Source organism: Frankia sp. CeTa3Moorea, assembly GCF_978021225.1.
In genome coordinates, this window is sequence record NZ_CDXDOR010000107.1 from 15797 (window position 1) to 18236 (window position 2440).

Below are 2440 nucleotides of genomic sequence, written 5' to 3' on the forward strand. Positions count from 1 at the left end.
GCGCGGTCAGCACACCGTCCGGTCCGATCTCGAGGAACTCGGTGACGCCGTTACGCCGCAGGGTGGCTACTCCGTCCGCGAAGCGGACGGCCTGGCGGACCTGGGTCACCCAGTAATCCGGCGAGGTGAGCTGTCCGGCGGTCGCGATCTCTCCGGTCACGTTCGAGACGACCGGGATCCGCGGCTCGTGAAAGGTGATCGCGCCCAGTTCCGCCCGAAAGCCGGCCAGCACGTCATCCATATGCGGCGAGTGGAAAGCATGGCTGACCGAAAGCCGCCGGGTGCGCCTCCCCTGCTTCGACCAGTGGCTGGTCATCGCGGTCACCGCGCTGTCATCGCCGGAGACCACCACGGCCCGCAGGCCGTTCACTCCGGCGATGGTCGCCCCGGCCACCAGCGAGTCGAGCGCCTCGCGCTCGGTGATCTCCAGTGCGGCCATCGCCCCGTCGTCGCGGGCGGACTGCATAGCCGCGCCCCTGGCCGCCACCAGGTGGCAGGCGTCCGGCAGGTCGAACACCCCGGACACGTGCGCTGCGGCGACCTCGCCGACCGAGTGCCCCAGCAGATGGTCCGGGGTGACGCCGTGGTGCTCCGCGAACCGGTACAGCGCGACCTCGACGGCGAACAGCGCGGCCTGGGTGTAGGCGGTCTGGTCGAGCAGGGCCGCGTCCGCTCCGTCGGGTTCGGCGAACAGCACGGCCCGCAGCGGACGCTCAAGTACCGGGTCGAGGTGCGCGCACACGTCGTCCAGCACAGCCCGGTAGATCGCGGACCGCTCGTACAGCTCGCGGCCCATCCCGGCCCGTTGCGCGCCCTGGCCCGTGAACAGGAACGCGGTCGCTCCGCGGCCCGTGCCGTCGCCCAGCACCACCCCCGCCCCGCCGGAGGTGCCCGCGGCGACGGCATCGAGACCGCGCAGCAGGGCGGCCCGGTCTGCGCCGAGAACGACGGCCCGCTGGTCCAGTCGAGCCCGCCGGGTGACGAGGGTGCCGGCGACGTCGACGACGTCGGTGTCCGGGTGTTCGTCCAGATGGGCGCGCAACTGCGCGGCCCTTGTCCGCAGGGCCTGTCCGGTACGGGCGGACAGGACCAACGGCACCAGCGGACGACCGTCTCCCGGGTGATCCTCCGGAGCGCGAGGCGCGGCTGCCGGCGGAACGGGACGCGCGGTGTTCTCGGCCTGCTCCAGAATCACGTGCGCATTGGTCCCGCTGATCCCGAAGGCGGAGACCGCCGCCCGGCGTGGCCGGCCGCGGTCGGGCCAGTCCTGGTGGGCCACGAGCAGTTCGACCGCGCCCGCGGACCAGTCCACGTGCGGCGAAGGATCGCCGAGGTGCAGCGTGCGCGGCTGGATGCCGTGCCGCATCGCCTGGACGATCTTGATCACTCCGCCGACTCCGGCTGCGGCCTGGGCGTGCCCGAGATTCGACTTGAGCGAACCCAGCCGAACAGGTTCGTCGCGGTCCTGCCCGTAGGTGGCCAGAATGGCCTGCGCCTCGATCGGGTCGCCGAGCCGGGTGCCGGTGCCGTGCGCCTCGACCAGGTCGATGTCCGCCCCCGACAGACCGGCGTCGGCGAGCGCAGACCGGATCACCCGTTCCTGGGAGGGTCCGTTCGGCGCGGTCAAACCGTTGGACGCGCCGTCGGAGTTCACCGCGGAACCCCTCAGGACCGCCAACACCTGGTGACCGTTCCGCCGGGCGTCCTCGAGTCGTTCCACCAGCACCAGACCGACGCCCTCCGACCAGCCCGTGCCGTCGGCATCCGCCGAGAACGACCGGCAGCGACCGTCGACGGACAGGCCCTTCTGCCGGGAGAACTCCACGAACGTGCTCGGGCCGGCCATCACCGTGACTCCGCCCGCCAACGCGAGGTCCACCTCGCCGGAGCGCAGCGCGTTCGCGGCCAGGTGCAGGGCGACCAGGGACGACGAGCACGCGGTGTCGACGGTGATGGCGGGCCCCTCCAGCCCGTAGGTGTAGGCCAGGCGACCGGAGATCACGCTGGAGGTGTTGCCTGCCAGCAGGAAGCCCTCCACCTCCCGCGGGGTGGCTGGCAGCCGGGAAGCGTAGTCGTCGTACATCACGCCGGTGAAGACCCCGGTGCGGGATCCCCGCAGCTCGGTCGGGTCGATGCCGGCGTCCTCAAAGGTCTCCCATGCCGTTTCCAGCAGCAGCCGCTGCTGCGGGTCGGTGGCCAACGCCTCTCTGGGGGACATGTCGAAGAACGCCGCGTCGAAGAGGTCCGCGTCGTGCAGAAAGCCACCCTGACTCGTGTAGCTGGTACCGGGATGGTCCGGATCGGGGTGGTAGAGCCTGCCCAGGTCCCAGCCCCGGTTGGTCGGGAAGTCGGAGATCGCGTCGCGTCCGTCCAGCACCAGCCGCCACAGGTCGTCGGCCGATCGAACCCCGCCGGGGAAGCGACAGGCCATCCCGACGAT

1 protein-coding gene is annotated in these 2440 nt (G+C 71.6%); it reads right to left on the reverse strand.

Annotated features, from left to right (window positions below):
• On the reverse strand, window positions 1–2440 hold a 2440-nt coding region (locus AC08OV_RS17205), incomplete at both ends, for a type I polyketide synthase (protein ID WP_476619939.1).